Source organism: Caproiciproducens lactatisolvens (assembly GCF_052443335.1).
Lineage (GTDB): Bacteria > Bacillota > Clostridia > Oscillospirales > Acutalibacteraceae > Caproiciproducens.
In genome coordinates this window covers 2,265,409-2,279,790 of record NZ_CP195750.1, presented here as the reverse complement: position 1 = coordinate 2,279,790, position 14,382 = coordinate 2,265,409, and the positions used below count along the sequence as shown (strand labels likewise).

Annotated in this window: 14 protein-coding genes; 8 read left to right on the top strand and 6 right to left on the bottom strand. The window is 55.2% G+C overall.

What is annotated here, in order from left to right; all coding sequences use genetic code 11:
- Nucleotides 1–2 precede the first annotated feature (2 nt).
- Nucleotides 3–758 carry an amino acid ABC transporter ATP-binding protein gene (locus ACRQV7_RS11135; protein WP_444658199.1) on the top strand — a complete coding sequence of 252 codons (756 nt, stop codon included), beginning with the start codon at nucleotides 3–5 and terminating at the stop codon, nucleotides 756–758.
- Between the two features lie 2 nt (nucleotides 759–760).
- Nucleotides 761–1,609 (top strand): cysteine ABC transporter substrate-binding protein, encoded by an 849-nt coding sequence (locus tag ACRQV7_RS11130; protein WP_444658198.1) that lies wholly within the window; start codon nucleotides 761–763, stop codon nucleotides 1,607–1,609.
- 51 nt (nucleotides 1,610–1,660) lie between these two features.
- Here the strand turns inward: ACRQV7_RS11130 and ACRQV7_RS11125 are convergent, their stop codons facing one another.
- From ACRQV7_RS11125 to ACRQV7_RS11105, 5 genes are all read right to left on the bottom strand, one after another.
- The gene (locus ACRQV7_RS11125) at nucleotides 1,661–2,260 is read right to left on the bottom strand and encodes a nitroreductase family protein (protein ID WP_444658197.1); all 600 of its coding nucleotides are present in this window, start codon (nucleotides 2,258–2,260) and stop codon (nucleotides 1,661–1,663) included.
- A gap of 62 nt (nucleotides 2,261–2,322) precedes the next feature.
- Nucleotides 2,323–2,466 carry a hypothetical protein gene (locus tag ACRQV7_RS11120; RefSeq protein ID WP_444658196.1) on the bottom strand — a complete coding sequence of 48 codons (144 nt, stop codon included), beginning with the start codon at nucleotides 2,464–2,466 and terminating at the stop codon, nucleotides 2,323–2,325.
- 273 nt (nucleotides 2,467–2,739) lie between these two features.
- Entirely contained in the window at nucleotides 2,740–4,209 is a 1,470-nt protein-coding gene (locus ACRQV7_RS11115) for a sensor histidine kinase (RefSeq protein WP_444658195.1), read from the bottom strand.
- A complete protein-coding gene (locus ACRQV7_RS11110; protein WP_444658194.1) occupies nucleotides 4,199–4,879 on the bottom strand; it encodes a response regulator transcription factor in 681 nt (226 codons plus the stop codon). The genes ACRQV7_RS11115 and ACRQV7_RS11110 overlap by 11 nt, the downstream gene beginning before the upstream one ends.
- A 21-nt stretch (nucleotides 4,880–4,900) precedes the next feature.
- The gene (locus ACRQV7_RS11105; protein ID WP_444658193.1) at nucleotides 4,901–5,452 is read right to left on the bottom strand and encodes a ubiquitin; all 552 of its coding nucleotides are present in this window, start codon (nucleotides 5,450–5,452) and stop codon (nucleotides 4,901–4,903) included.
- Between the two features lie 422 nt (nucleotides 5,453–5,874).
- Here ACRQV7_RS11105 and ACRQV7_RS11100 point away from each other — a divergent pair, with 422 nt between their 5' ends.
- From ACRQV7_RS11100 to ACRQV7_RS11075, 6 genes are read left to right on the top strand one after another with little or no spacing between them, the layout of a single operon-like run.
- The gene (locus ACRQV7_RS11100) at nucleotides 5,875–7,365 is read left to right on the top strand and encodes an FGGY family carbohydrate kinase (protein WP_444658192.1); all 1,491 of its coding nucleotides are present in this window, start codon (nucleotides 5,875–5,877) and stop codon (nucleotides 7,363–7,365) included.
- A 54-nt stretch (nucleotides 7,366–7,419) separates the two neighbouring features.
- Nucleotides 7,420–9,147, top strand: a complete 1,728-nt coding sequence (locus ACRQV7_RS11095; protein ID WP_275716588.1) for an NAD(P)/FAD-dependent oxidoreductase — start codon at nucleotides 7,420–7,422, stop codon at nucleotides 9,145–9,147.
- Nucleotides 9,144–10,391, top strand: coding sequence for an NAD(P)/FAD-dependent oxidoreductase (locus tag ACRQV7_RS11090; RefSeq protein WP_444658191.1), 1,248 nt, complete (start codon nucleotides 9,144–9,146; stop codon nucleotides 10,389–10,391). The genes ACRQV7_RS11095 and ACRQV7_RS11090 overlap by 4 nt, the downstream gene beginning before the upstream one ends.
- 12 nt (nucleotides 10,392–10,403) lie before the next feature.
- A complete protein-coding gene (locus tag ACRQV7_RS11085; RefSeq protein ID WP_275716592.1) occupies nucleotides 10,404–10,763 on the top strand; it encodes a DUF1667 domain-containing protein in 360 nt (119 codons plus the stop codon).
- A 48-nt stretch (nucleotides 10,764–10,811) separates the two neighbouring features.
- Nucleotides 10,812–12,221, top strand: coding sequence for an FAD-binding oxidoreductase (locus tag ACRQV7_RS11080; protein ID WP_444658190.1), 1,410 nt, complete (start codon nucleotides 10,812–10,814; stop codon nucleotides 12,219–12,221).
- A complete protein-coding gene (locus tag ACRQV7_RS11075) occupies nucleotides 12,218–13,342 on the top strand; it encodes a hypothetical protein (protein ID WP_444658189.1) in 1,125 nt (374 codons plus the stop codon). Before ACRQV7_RS11080 ends, ACRQV7_RS11075 begins: the two co-directional genes overlap by 4 nt.
- Before the next feature lie 89 nt (nucleotides 13,343–13,431).
- On the opposite strand, the gene ACRQV7_RS11070 is transcribed toward ACRQV7_RS11075, so the two are convergent.
- Nucleotides 13,432–14,199 carry a DeoR/GlpR family DNA-binding transcription regulator gene (locus ACRQV7_RS11070; RefSeq protein WP_275716598.1) on the bottom strand — a complete coding sequence of 256 codons (768 nt, stop codon included), beginning with the start codon at nucleotides 14,197–14,199 and terminating at the stop codon, nucleotides 13,432–13,434.
- Nucleotides 14,200–14,382 lie beyond the last annotated feature (183 nt).

Sequence of the window (14,382 nt, the reverse complement as noted above, 5' to 3'; positions counted from 1 at the left end):
AAATGGAGAAAGATATTCTTCTTGAAATCAAACAGCTTCATAAAAGCTACGACGACAGGACCGTGCTGGACGGGATCGACCTGCAGGTCCACAAGGGCGAGGTCGTCGTCATTCTCGGGCCTTCCGGCTGCGGGAAAAGCACCCTGCTGCGATGTATCAACGGCCTTGAGCCGATACAGTCGGGGGAGATCAGCCTTGACGGTCAGCCTATTTCCTCCGCCGGAACACAGTGGCATCTGGTCCGGCAGAAAATCGGGATGGTTTTTCAGAGCTATGATCTTTTCCCGCATATGACGATCCTGGAAAACATTCTGCTCGGTCCCCTGAAGGTGCAGAAGCGGAGCCGGGAAGAAGCCCGGCGGCAGGCGGAAGCGCTGTTGGAGCGCATCGGACTTCTGGACAGAAAAAACGCGTATCCCCGCCAGCTTTCCGGCGGGCAGAAGCAGCGTGTGGCCATCGTGCGCGCTTTGTGTATGAATCCGGAGGTAATGCTGTTCGATGAGGTCACGGCGGCGCTCGACCCCGAAATGGTGCGCGAGGTGCTCGACGTAATGCTCGGCCTTGCGAAGCAGGGCATGACGATGGTGATTGTTACCCATGAAATGGGTTTTGCCAGAGCGGTCGCGGATAAGGTCGTATTTATTGACGAAGGGAAGATTGTAGAGGAATCCGGCGCGGAGCTCTTTTTTACCGCTCCGAAAACCGACAGGGCAAAACAGTTTCTGAATATTTTTAATTTTGATGAAGAGAAGGGTTAATTATGAAAAAAACAGGCAGAATTCTCGCCGCCGTGCTGGCGGCCGTACTGACATTGGGAACATTTGCGGGCTGCTCCCAGCAGGGGACCCAGAAGTCCTCGCTGGAAACCATCAAGCAGAACGGAAAAATCAAGGTCGGAGTGTTCAGCGACAAACCTCCTTTCGGGTATGTTGACGCTCAGGGAAAAAATCAGGGCTTTGACGTCTACATCGCGAAGCGCTTTGCAAAAGACCTTCTGGGTGACGAAAACAAGGCCGAATTTGTCCTTGTGGAAGCCGCGAGCCGCGTAGAGTACCTGCAGTCCGGCAAGGTGGACCTGATTATGGCCAACTTTACCGTAACGGACGAGAGAAAAGAGAAGGTCGATTTTGCAAATCCGTACATGAAGGTAGCGCTCGGAGTGGTTTCTCCGGACGGCAGCCAGATTACCGATGTCTCCCAGCTCAAGGGCAAAAAGCTGATCGTCAACAAGGGTACGACGGCGGAAACGTACTTCACGAAAAACGATCCGGATATTGAGCTGCTGAAATACGACCAGAATACCGAGGCGTTTCAGGCACTGAAGGACGGCCGCGGCGCCGCTCTTGCGCACGACAACACCCTGCTGTTTGCCTGGGCGAGAGAAAACAGCGGCTATACGGTCGGGGTTTCGTCGCTGGGCGAACAGGACACGATTGCGCCCGCGGTGAAAAAGGGCGACAAGGAGCTTCTTGACTGGGTCAATAATGAGCTGACCGCACTGGGCAAGGAAAACTTCATTCACGAGGCCTATGATGCCAGACTGAAACCGGCCTACGGTGACTCCGTCTCCGCGGATGACGTGGTGATTGAGGGCGGAAAACTCCAGTAACGGAACGCAAAAAAAACAACGCCGGAAAAACCGGCGTTGTTTTTTTGTGTGTTATCTGTATATTTTGACTCTGTCTTCAAGGGGAAGGAAGGTCTTTTCATCGGGGGAAGCGGTGGGTTTGCCGAACGGCATTTGTGCGAGAAGCTTCCAGCTTTTCGGAATGTTCCAGCTTGCGGCGACTTTTTCGTCGATCAGCGGGTTGTAGTGCTGAAGGCTTGCGCCATAGCCGTTGGACTCGAGCGCCGTCCAGATGACGAACTGCAGCATGCCAGAGGATTCCAGCGACCAGACCGGGAAATTATCCTTATAAAGAGGGAACTGCTCCTGCAGCCCGGTAACAATGCTCTGGTCCTCGAAGTAAAGAACGGTGCCGTACCCGCCGCGGAAGGAGTTGATTTTCTCTTCCGTAGATGCGAAATTCTTCGCTGGGACAATGCCTCTTAATATTTCCATTGTGATATCCCAAAGCTTGTCGTGTTCTTTGCCGAAAAGAACGACCGTGCGCGCGCTTTGTGAATTGAAGGCGCTGGGGGTGTATTTCACGGCATCCTCAACCAGGCTGACGACTTCTTCGTCGGAGAGAATTTTTTCTTTGCTGATTGCGTAATAAGACCTGCGCTTTTTCAGGGCTTCCAGAAAATCCTTTTCCATACAATCTCTGCCTTTCTCATATACTGTCAATTTTGTAATAGCGGGGAGGGAATCCGCTCCGCTTATTCGCCGATGCACCCGTTGGAAAATTCCATGGAGCAGCTGACTTCATCCGGAATTTCGTATTCGTCCTGACGGTAAACCGACTTTCCGTAGTTGTTTTCCTGCGCCGGGCTCAATTTTCTATTTACATTTTTTTCATTCATAATCAAAACCTCCTGTTGACTTATTTCTTTTCTGTGACTTATAGTATAGCCTGTTTTTGATATTTAATCTATCCCTAAAAGGTAGATTTTAGAAGCAAAAAAGCATCTTCTTTTGTATAAAATAATAATAATTATTAATATTAAATTTTTCTCTTGAAATTTCGTTCCCACCATTATATAATAAAAATACCGATGAAATTTAACCGTCGTGCGTCCGATCCATATAAAAAAACAGGCCTGAACCCTCCATTGGGGTTCAGGCCTTATCTTTGCCTATTTTTCCGCGGCGGCGTGAAGGATCATGGAAATGCGGGTGCCGATGTCCTCCCGGCTCAGAACCTCCAGATGCCCTCCGTGGCGCTCCGCGATCCATTTCGCAATAGACAGCCCCAGCCCCGTTCCGCCCGTAGCCCTTGCGCGGGATTCGTCGGCGCGGTAGAAGCGGTCGAAAATGCGGGGGACCGCCTCGGACGGAATTCCGATGCCTTCATCCTGTACCGTCAGTCTGGCGCGGCCTTCTTCACCGGAAACGGAGATCGTAATCTTTTTCCCGGCGGGAGAGTATTTGATGGCGTTGTCCGTCAGAATCCGCAGCGCCTGTTTGATCAGCCCCTCGTCCGCGTTGACGAAAACGGGGGAGAGATAGGATTCGTACTCGTGCCCCGAGTCGATCATCTGTGTTTCCCGCAGCACCTCCGCGGCAAGGGCGGACAGGTCAAACCGCTCGATCTGAAGAGCCATGGTGTTGTTGTCGCCCCGGGCCAGAAACAGAAGCTGTTCCACCAGCGCCTTCATGTTTGCGGTTTCGTCCTTAATGGCGTCGATGGATTCCTGCAAGGTTTTCGCATCATTTTTCCCCCAGCGGTCCAGCAGGTTTGCGTAGCCCTGAATCACGGAAATCGGCGTTCTTAACTCGTGGGACGCGTCCGAAACAAAGCGCACCTGGGACCGGTAGGACTCGTTGATCCGGTCCAGCATCCCGTTGATGGCGGATGCAAGCGTTTTCAGCTCGTTCTGCGTTTCACCCACCGCAATCCGTGTATCCAGCCGGGCGGCGTTGATTCCATCCAGCTTGCCCGCCAGCGCTTCCAGCTGTTCGGGCGTCAGCGCGCCGCCGGTGTTGAGGTTCCTCGCGGTTTCAGCCAGTTCTTCAATCGGCCGCAGCGTTCTCCGGATCACTCTGGCTCCGCGGGAAATCCCCCCCAGAAGCAGGAGCAGCTCCAGCACGAGAAGAATGAGGAAGGCGGATTCCATCATCCGGATGGCGGCGGCGTTTGTGACGGAAATCAGGTAGGGCTGCCCGTTGATTTCGGCCGAAACCCTGTAAACGGCGCCTTCCAGGTATTTCCCGAAAGAAAGCCCGGGCGCAGCCGGAAACACAATGCTGCGCACGCCCTTTGCCGTCAGCTTTGAAAAGCGGCTCTGCAGAAAGCCGGGGATCGCGAACCGAATCCCCTCCGGATTTCCCTGATTTTCCGATACATTGATTCCCGCCTCGGCAAGCCATGCCTGATCCGACTGCGGGGGCAGCCCGCTTTTGCTCAGAATTTCGGCGGCATTTCCAGCCGACTGCTCGCTGAGCATGGCAAGTCCCGTCGCGCAGAGAATGCACAGGATGATGTCGAGGGTGAGAAACAGGCTGAGGACGCGCAGGAAAAGCCGCGCGTTGAGCTTCAGGACAATGGAAAATTTAAACTTGTCGCCCAGCCGGCTGGCGGGGCTGCTGGCCGGCTCACTGTTCATCTTTGATCACATACCCCACTCCTCTGACGGTCTGAATCAGTTTCAGCCCGAAGACATCGTCGATTTTTCCGCGCAGGTACCGCACATAGACGTCGACGGCGTTGGTCTCGCCCGTGAAATCAAAGCCCCAGACGTTTTCGAGCAGTGTTTCGCGGGAAATCACCAGCCCCTTGTTCTTCATCAGGTAATGAAGAAGGTCAAACTCCCTTTTGGTCAGCTCCACGGGCGCGCCGTTCACCGTAACGGTGCGCCGCGCGGTATCCAGCGTGACGCCGCAGCAGGAAAGCACCGTGTTTTCCTGCTGCGGCATTGTTTTTCTCAGCGCGGTGCGAATTCTTGCGAGAAGCTCTTCAATGGCAAAGGGCTTGGTAATATAATCGCTCGCCCCGCTGTCCAGTCCGGAGACCTTATCCATTACGCTGTCGCGCGCCGTCAGCATGATCACCGGCACGGAGGAGGTCCGGCGCAGCCTGCGCAGCACCTCCATTCCGCTCAGCTTTGGCAGCATGATATCCAGCAGAATGAGGTCGAACCTGCCGGATTCGGCAAGCTCGAGCCCCGTTCTTCCATCAAATGCTTTCGTTGTGGCATAGCCCTCGTAGCCGAGCTCCAGCTCGACAAAGCGGGCGATTTTTTCTTCGTCCTCAACAATCAGTATGTTCGCACCCATTGTCAGTCCTGCCGTTTCCCGTTATTTTTGGTTGATGGAATTCTTGATACTTTCCGCGGCGTCCGCGGCGCTGTCCATGGCATGATTTACCGTGTCACCGCTGAAATTGGGGCCGCTGAAGCGGTAGCGCAGACCGAAGAACAGCCCCACGATCATCAGCGGGATGGTCACCCAGAACGCGAAGATGAGAAGAAGCGCGAGAACGGAAACCGGGATGCACGCTTTGCTTTCCGGCCCTTTCAGAACTTCAAAATAGTTGGTGTTGCCTATGCGGATAATCTTCATCAGAAATCTCCCGAACCTTCTCATCAGGGAAGAAAAGGATTCTCCGCCATGATATTTCGGGTCCGTATACGCCCGGCCCGGTTCCGCGCCCGCCGTAGGATTCTGGTCCTCGGTTTTCGCGCTGCTGTAGTAGCCGCCGCCGGACGGGGCCGTCACTTTTCCCTGTTTCTCCAGATAGATCAGCGCTTCCAGCAGGTCGCCGTTTGTCGCGTCCAGTGCCGCTTTTGCCTCGTCATAGCTTACATTTGCCTTTTCGCGCAGTTTTTCTACTTGCTCCAGTGTAGTCATAAAAATTTCTCCTTCGTTATTTGTTGGAATCCCTCATGCAAATCATAGTCTCGCGATCGGTTTCCTCTCAGCTGAGTATGCTTGAATTCTAACAAATAAAACTTTAAAGGGAATTTGTCAAAAATTAAAATCACATTAAAAACATTCTATCCTATCTTAAGGTACATTTCAATACGCCGCGGCGGGAATGTTCCGCCGCTTCCGGTGGGATTTCCGCCCTGTAAAATAGCCTCTCCCTATTTATTTCAATAATTCACCGTTTCTCTATTGACAACACAATATAATGTTGATATTATATTGTCATAAACCAACATAATTTTGATAATAAACTCTCTAAAACCACATTATTTGCACATGATTGATTAATCCTGTTTCCATTGTCGCTATTTTGCGGATCATATAAAGAGAGGAAGTTGTTTGTGTTGAAAAGTCATGTAATGGTCATCGATGAAGGCACTATCGGAACCCGCGCACTGATATTCGACCAAGGGCTGAATATTGTGGCGCAAAGCTACGAAGAGTTTACCCAGTACACCCCCAGCGAGGAAAGAGTGGAGCACGACGCGGAAGAGATCTACGAAAAGAGCATGAAGCACTGTAAACTGGCCATGGAGCAGGCGAGGCTGACAGCGGCGGATATCGCCGCCATCGGTATCACCAACCAGAGGGCCACGAGCGTGGTCTGGGACAAGGCGACGGGGAAGCCGCTGTACAAGGCGATTGTATGGCAGGACAGCCGCACCGGCCCGCGGTGCGCCGAGCTGAACGCGAGCGAATGGGGAGAAAAAGCCAAAAAAGCGACCGGCTGGACAATCGCGCCCGTTTATTCTTCCCTTTCACTGGAATGGCTCCTGAAAAACGTACCGGAAGTAAAGGAGAAGGTTGACCGCGGCGAAGCACTGTTCGGTACGATCGACACTTGGCTGGTCTGGAAAATGACCGGAGGCAGAACGCACGCCATCAGTTATTCCAACGCTTCCGTGACCGGCAGCCTCAATCTGGAAACCGGCGAGTGGTACAAGGAATTCCTGGATTACCTTGGCGTTCCCGTTTCCATCTATCCCAACGTGACGGACGACTCCGGGGATTACGGCATGACGGAGCCCGGGCTGTTCGGAGGGCCCATTCAGATCGGCGGCTGCATTGCCGACCAGCACGCCGCGCTTTACGCGCAGGGCTGCCGTACCGCGGGAACCGCAAAGCTGACAAACGGCACCGGCTCTTTCCTGGATGTGAACATCGGGGAAAAATGCGTTGTGCTTGACGGCGGCATCAACACCGTGATCGCGTGGAGAATCAAAGGCAGAACGCAGTATGCGATGGAGGGCTATGCGGCCGTGACAGGCTCCGCCATCCAGTGGCTGCGCGACGGGCTGAACATTATCCAAAAATCCGGGGAATCGGAAACCCTTGCGCGCAGCGTTGAAAATTCCAACGGAATCTATTTCGTACCGGCTTTAACGGGACTGGGTGCGCCGTATTGGGACCCGTTCGCCCGCGGTATGATTATCGGCATCAGCCGCGGCACGACCAAAGCGCACATCTGCCGCGCCACGCTGGAAGCGATCGCGTTCAGTATCAAGGATATCACGGACTCTATCGGCGCGTACACGAAAACCGCGATGACGAACGTCAAAATCGACGGCGGCGCTTCCCGCAACAATCTGCTCGCGCAATTCTTTGCGGATATCCTCGACTGCAGGGTGGACCGCCCGGCGTCTGTGGAGGCAACCAGCCTGGGTGCCGCGGAAATGGCCGGACTGTTTGCGGGCCTGTGGCAGGAATCCGATTTTGATAAGGCCGTCGAATACGACGCGACGTTCACCTGTCAGATTACGGACGAAAACCGCAGTCAGCGTTATTCCGACTGGCAGGAGGCAGTAAAACGCTCCTCGAACTGGATTCGGCATTAAAACGAAGAAAACGGCAAAGGGAAGAACACGAGATAACAATAGGAGATGAGAGATTTGACTGCAAATAAGCAGGAGATATTGGCCGCTTTTTCAGAGGGGCTGAAAAAATTTGATCTGGATTCCAGCGCAGTCTCCGCCCGTATTGAAGATGACGGAATCCTCACGCTTGAAGGCAGTACAAAAACATGGCAGACGGCTGTTGATATCGGCCATATGGCGGCAAAGCTTCCCGGTGTACATAATGTGGTCAGCGATCTGACCGCCCCCGGCGCTGTCCCCCTGAAAAGGAAGGACAGCGCCCCGTACCGGGCGATGGGGGTCGTGGACAAAGCGGACGTAGTGATTATCGGCGGCGGGGTGACGGGATGCGCCATCGCAAGGCAGCTGACGCAGTACCGGGTGAACATCCTCCTGCTCGAAAAGGAAGAGGACCTCTGTGAGGGAAGCTCCAAAGCGAATAACGGAATGGTGCATTCCGGTTATGATTCCAAGCCCGCCAGCCTGAAAGCCCGACTCAACGTCAGGGGAAACGCCCAGTATACCAAGTGGTCCCAGCAGCTGGGTTTCAAGTTCAACCGTACCGGTTCCTTTGTCTGCGGCTTCGGGGAAGAGGACCGGGCAGCCATCGAAGGGCTGTATGAAAACGGCGTGACCAACGGCGTGCCGGGAATCGAAATCATCAGCGGGAACCGCGCGCGGGAGATGGAACCCGGGCTTTCCGACAGCGTTCAGTTTGCCCTCTGGACTCCTTCCGCCGGCTATGCGGAGCCTTACGAGGTCACCCTTGCGCTGGCGGAAAACGCGGTGGACAACGGGGCACGGTTCCGCCTCGGCTGCGAGGTGGTGGATATCCTGACAAAGGACGGGCGCGTGCAGGGCGTGGTTACCACACAGGGCGTTATTCCGTGTGACTGTGTCATCAACGCCGCCGGGCTTTACGCGGACGAAATCGCGGAAATGGCGGGGGACCGTTTTTATTCCATTCATCCGCGGCGCGGCGCGCTGGTGATCTTCGATAAGGAAAACAAGGGGAAAATCCGTACTTTTTCGGGTGTTGCCCCAAACAATTATACAAAGGGCGGCGGGCCGGAAGAAACGCCGGAAGGAACGCTGCTCTGGGGTCCCTCCGCGCTTGAGGTGCCGGATAAGGAAGACAGGGACGTTGACAGGGAAGACATGGAATTCATACTGGAAAAGGGAATGCGCCTGACGAAGGGCATTGACCCCAGGTCCGTCATTACCTATTTCAGCGGAAACCGCGCGGCAACCTACAGCGAGGATTTTGTGATTCAGAATTCCCGTAAAATCAAGGGCTTTATTCATGTGGCGGGCATTCAGTCCCCCGGCTTTGCCTCTGCTCCGGCAATCGCGGAGCTGGTGGAAAGCCTGTACCTCGGACAGAATCCGGATACCCCGATCAACACGGCGTTCAATCCCATCCGGAAGCCGGAACCCGCTTTCCGCGACTGCACGCAGGAGGAACGCGACCGGCTTATTGCCGAAAACCCCGCTTACGGCCGCGTGGTCTGCCGCTGTGAAACCGTCACGGAGGCGGAGATTCTCCGCGCCGTTCACGGTAAAATTCCCGCGCGGACGATGGACGCCGTAAAGCGCCGCACACGCGCCGGCATGGGCCGCTGCCAAAGCGGTTTCTGCGGTTCCCGCGTGCTGGAACTGCTGGCCCGCGAGTGGAAGATCGACCCTTCGGAGGTAACCCTGAAAGGGAAGGGCTCTGAAATACTGGTCCGGCCTTCACGCAATACAGGGAGGAATGCAGAATGAACACACTTTCGTATGACATCGCCGTGATCGGCGGCGGACCGGCCGGCCTCGCGGCTGCGGTAAAGGCGAGAGAGCTCGGTATGGACCGGATTCTGCTGGTCGAGCGGGACTACGAGCTTGGAGGAATCCTTCAGCAGTGCATCCATGACGGATTCGGCCTGCTCCGTTTCAAAAAGCAGCTTTCCGGATGCCAATACGCACAGAAATTCATCGATCTGGTTGCCGAGGGCGGCATCGACGTCCTTTGCGACACCATGGTCCTGGAGCTGACGGACGACCGCAGGATCTACGCGGTCAGCGCGCAGGAAGGGCTGCTGGAGATCCGGGCGCAGGCGGTCATTCTCGCCATGGGATGCCGGGAGCGCACCCGCCCCCAGGTCAGTATCATGGGTTCCCGCCCGGCGGGAGTCCTGACAGCCGGTTCCGTGCAGCGGTACATCAACATGGAAGGCTACCTTCCCGGAAAAAAGGCGGTGATCCTCGGCTCCGGCGATATCGGCCTCATCATGGCGCGCCGCATGACCCTGGAGGGTATTGAGGTGGAAGGCGTCTACGAAGTCATGTCTTCCCTCGGGGGACTGCGCCGCAACAAGGTGCAGTGCCTGGACGACTACGGGATTCCGCTCCACCTGTCCACCACGGTAACGAAAATACACGGAAACAAGCGGGTGGAAGCGGTGACGGTCGCGCTGGTCGGGTCGGACGGAAAACCCGTCCGGGAGACGGAGCGCGTGATCCCGTGCGACCTTCTGGTGCTGTCCGTGGGCCTGATCCCGGAAAACGAGCTGAGCCGGAAAGCGGGGGTGCAGCTGCACCCCGTGACGCGCGGCCCCGTTGTGGACGATACGATGATGACCTCGATTCCGGGTGTTTTTGCCGCGGGGAACGTGGTGGCCGTGTTTGACCTGGTGGATTATGTTTCGCGGTCCGGCGAAATTGCCGCGCAGGGAGCGGTGGATTTTATCCGCCGTCAGAGCGCACGGGGAAATATGGTCGATACGGTTGCGGGCAGCAATGTGGGCTTTGTCCTTCCCCAGCGCGTGAACGCGGACTGCGGGGGAAAAGAAATCAATCTTTACCTGCGCGTCCGCAAGCCGATGAAGGACGTCAGGGCGGAGATTGTGTGCAACGGGAAGATTTTAAAATCCACGCGTTACGGGGTGGCAAACCCGCCCGAAATGATTGCGCTCAGGTTTGTTCCGGACGGTCCGCTGGACGGTCCGCTGACGGTCGACGTGCGGTAAGGAGGATGGAAAATGACCACAAAACAATATGTGTGTATTGTCTGCCCGATGAGCTGCTCCATTGAGCTGACCGACGACAGCGGCGTGCTGACAGTGAAGGGGAATACCTGCAAACGCGGGGAGGAATACGCGAAAAACGAGTATACGGACCCCAAGAGGATGATTACGACCACCGTGGGGCTGCGGGGCTCGCGGCTGCGCTGCCTGCCGGTGATCAGCAGGAAGGCCGTGCCGAAAAAGCTGCTGCGGGACTGCATGAAGCAGCTGTACGCAACAGTGGTGGACGCGCCCGTCCGGCAGGGGGACGTCATTGTCGCCAATATCCTGGGAACAGGTGTGGATATCATAGCTGCGCGCAGCATTACCCTTTGAGCAGCGATTTACCAGTGAACTACCAACAGCAGGAAAGGAAGAATTTGAATGCAGAAAAACACAATCCCTTTTTTTGAGAAAGTAAACGAGCAATGTCCTCAAACGGAAATATTGACACAGCCTGAGGAAAGACTGATTTATTCCCACGGATGTTATCCCCGCGAATATAAATGGATGCTTCAGGGAACGTATCCGTATCTGACCGACGGCGTTCTTCGTCCTGCGGATACCGAAGAAATCAGCAGAATCCTGAAGCTTGCCGTACGGTACCATATCGGCGTCACCCCCTACGGCGGCGGCAGCGGCATCGTGGGCGGAACAATCCCCTACGACGGGCAGATCATGATAGACACCAAACGCATCCGCCATTTTTCCATCAATCCGGTCAACGGGACCGCCGTGGGCGGCTGCGGCCTTTCGGGCGCCGAGTTTGAAAACATGCTCAATGAGCGCGGCTATACCTGCGGCCAATATCCGCAGTCCTTTCAGAGCGCCTGTCTGGGCGGTATGGCCGCGACCCGCGCGGTGGGTACGTTCTCCACAAAATACGGCAAAATGGACGACATGGTCACCTCTTTGGAGGTAGTCCTTCCGGACGGGGATATCCTTTCCACCCACAAAGCGCCGAAGCGTTCCACCGGGCCGGAGCTGAACCAGCTCTTCCTCGGCAGCGAGGGCGTTTACGGCATCGTCACTTCCGTTGAAATGCGTATTTTTCCGGTGGCGGAAAAGCGGATTTTCAAAGCCTATACCTTTGCCGCTACGGAAGAAGGGCTCGACTCCATCCGCCGGTTTATCCAGAAGGGCCTGCACCCCGCGGTTGTCCGTCTGTACGACGAGGTGGAGGCACGGGGGAAAATCAGCCAGTACGGCCTTGAGAAGGGTTTTGCCCTCCTGATCCTGGTATTTGAGGGAATCGATGAAATGACGGAGCTGGAGGAACGGCTGACGGACGAAATCTGCCGTGCGGGCGGCGGGCGGCCAAAGACTTCCCAAATCGCGGAGGACTGGTTCGCCACACGCTTCTCAACGAAAAAAATGCTTGATTATGACGCGGTAAAGGGCGGAACGGCGGATGCCATCGAAGTGGCCGCCCCGTGGGATTCCATCGCGGCCGTGTGGAAGGAAATGCGCAGCGCGCTGGCTCCCTACTGCGAAGTGATAGATTGTCATTTTTCCCATGTCTACCATACCGGCGCGAGCGTATATGTCATTTTCCACGCAAAGACAAACGGCGACGACAAGGCGGGCGAGCAGAGGTATCTTGACTGCCTGCGCATCGCTGTGGAAACAAGCTTGAAGTACGGCGGAAACGTTTCCCATCACCATGGCGTGGGAACGGCGAAAGCGGAATTCCTTCCCCTGGAGCACGGTGCAGCCGGCGTAAAGGTGATGAAGGCGATCAAAGACGCGCTGGACCCGGACGGCATTTTGAATAAAGGAGTACTTGGATTATGAGAGAGTTTTCGTTGGATGCATACCGCTTTCAGGTAGACAGACAGTCGGTCCATATGGATCAGGGCGCCTGCTACTGCCCCGAATACCTCGCCACGAGGGCCATGTGCCATTACCCTTCCCGTGTGGCCCAGATTGCGCGCGCCGTCTGGCTCGGGCAGCTTCCGCCTTCGGAATACGGCGCGGACATTGTTTTTTCTTCCATCCTTTCCGGACAGGGAGAGCGCTGGCAGAATTTCGGGGAAGATCAGAACGATTACCTTCTGTGCATGATGCTGTTCAGGGAATTGTTTGTCAATCAGAGCTTCAAGCCCGACGCGGTGGCTTCCCTTCACGATACCGTGAAAAAGAATGACGGGCATATCATAAAGGCCGGAGAAAACGCGTACGGACTCTGGAAGGAAGCCGTCCCCGTTGCGGACGACAGCACGACATGCCTGTTCGTGGATGACGCCACCTTTGCGTTTACTTCCCGCTGCGCGTATGATCTTGGCGTTTTCCTGAAATCGCGCGGAATTGCGGTACAGCCCCGGTTCGGCCCGTTCTTCGGCGGTTTTGAGTATTTCGCCGCGGGGCTGATCGACGAAGGGTATCGGCACCTTTCCAATCTGGTGCAGGCTCTGCAGGAAAAAGGCGTGCGCAGGGTCATCACGCTGAGCGGCCAGAGCCAGTACCTGCTGACGACGCTGTGCGATAAGCTCGGAATCCGCCATGATCTCCGTGTGGAAAGTATCCTTTCCCTTTGCGGCAGCCTTGCCGTCGACAAAGGATACCTTTACGGCGGAAGCTTTTTCACGCGCTACCTGCGCATGGACGGACTCCTTAACCGCCTGTCCGGCGTTCCCGGCGAGCGCGCCGTCCCGAACAGCTGGGAATTCGTTCCCCTGGTGCAGGGCGGCAAACGTACCAACAGGGTCACTATCTGGCAGGCTCCGGTTTCTGCCGAATATGTTCCCTTTGGAGCGCGGCAGGAAATTCTTGAAAAAATCTATGAAGCCGGCGTGGAGGAAATCCACAGGGCGGGCCACCGGCAGTTGGTCGTCTGCGACCCGTATGCCTATGATGCGCTAATGAAACACGGCTGTACGGATCACCTTGTTTATTTCACCTCAATATTGCAATAAATGACCCCCTGAAAGTTCCGATCATGGAAAAAGCCTCCGGCCGCACGGTTAGCACCTGCGGCCGGAGGCTTTTTTGAAAAGGAATCCGGCTATATGACTTCAATTCCGTTTAACGCCATATATTTGCGGTAATTCTGGGGGAATACGTCATCCACAATAAACGCGTCCATTTCCTCCAGTTTTGCCATTCGGACAAGGGACTGTTTGTCGAGCTTGGAGGAATCGGCAACGACGTAATTTTTGGAGGAGACGGCGAGCAGCGCGCGGTTGCTTTCCACTTCTTCCATGACCGGGTGCGTAATCCCGTGGGAAAGGTTGATTGCCGATACGCCGAAGAAACATTTGTCGATCGTAAACGTGCCGATGAAATCCGTGGAGGACGGCCCGACGGTCATCCCAGAGCTGCTGCGTACCCTTCCGCCGGGAAGATAGATGTTGATGCCGGGAATGGCCAGCGCTTTGGACGCGACATTGACGTTCAGCGTGATGATGTTCAGCGGCGTTTTTCCCGCCAGATAATCGAGGATATACTCCACCGTGCTTCCCGAATTCAGCGCGATGGTATCGCCCGGGGAAACAAGGGCCGCGGCCTTTCGTGCGATGATCTGTTTTGCTTCATAGTTTTCACTGCGCTTCATCGCCATCGTCTGCTCGTGAACGCTGATGCTGTTTGTGGCGTTTTTCATGTATGCCCCGCCGTAGATCAGCTCGATATCCCATTCCGCGGCCAGCGCCTTCAGATCTCTGCGTATCGTTTCGGCTCCCACTCCGAACTGGTCCGCGAGCTCGGAAACCTTAACGGACCCCGTCCGGTAAAGCATGTCCAAAATATTTTTCTGACGGTCTACGTTCAACACAAGAATAACCTCCTGGAATTGTAATGCAATAATTTTAAGATTATATGAATATGCTGTTTTTGTTTTTTGTCATTATAGCAGATTATAGCCTGAAATACAACAAGATTTGCTGATGAATCAGGGAATTGATTCCAATTTCTATTGCAATTCGATATATTCAGGCATAGAATCTGAAAATTAACC